This window comes from Acidisoma sp. S159 (genome assembly GCF_009766125.1).
Taxonomy (GTDB): domain Bacteria; phylum Pseudomonadota; class Alphaproteobacteria; order Acetobacterales; family Acetobacteraceae; genus Acidisoma.
Window position 1 is genome coordinate 1 of record NZ_LMUG01000049.1, and the last position, 402, is coordinate 402.

1 protein-coding gene is annotated in these 402 nt (G+C 69.7%); it reads left to right on the forward strand.

From position 1 onward, the window contains the following. On the forward strand, window positions 1–402 hold a 402-nt coding region (locus GSQ92_RS16160; RefSeq protein ID WP_174247817.1), incomplete at both ends, for a cyclase family protein.

Below are 402 nucleotides of genomic sequence, written 5' to 3' on the forward strand. Positions count from 1 at the left end.
GGTGCGATTGGGGATCGAACATGTTGCCGAGGCCGGCATCGTCGGTCGCGGAGTCCTGCTCGACGTGGCCGAGGTGCGAGGCGCCCCGCTAGCGCCGGGCTCGGCGATCATGCTGGAAGACCTTGAGGCGGCCGAGCGTCTGCACGGCGTGTGGGTCGGCGAGGGCGACATCCTGTTCGTGCGCAACGGTGGCGGACCGGGCAACACCTACAAGCACGGGACCGGCCTCCATGCCTCGTGCCTGCCGTGGCTGCGCGACCGGCGCGTGGCGGTGCTGAGCAGCGATTCCGACAACGACATCCATCCCGCGCAGCCCGGCTTCGAGCGCTGGAGCGAGCCCATGCACATGGTGGGGATCGCCTACATGGGCCTCACGCTGCTCGACCAGACCGAGCTGGACGG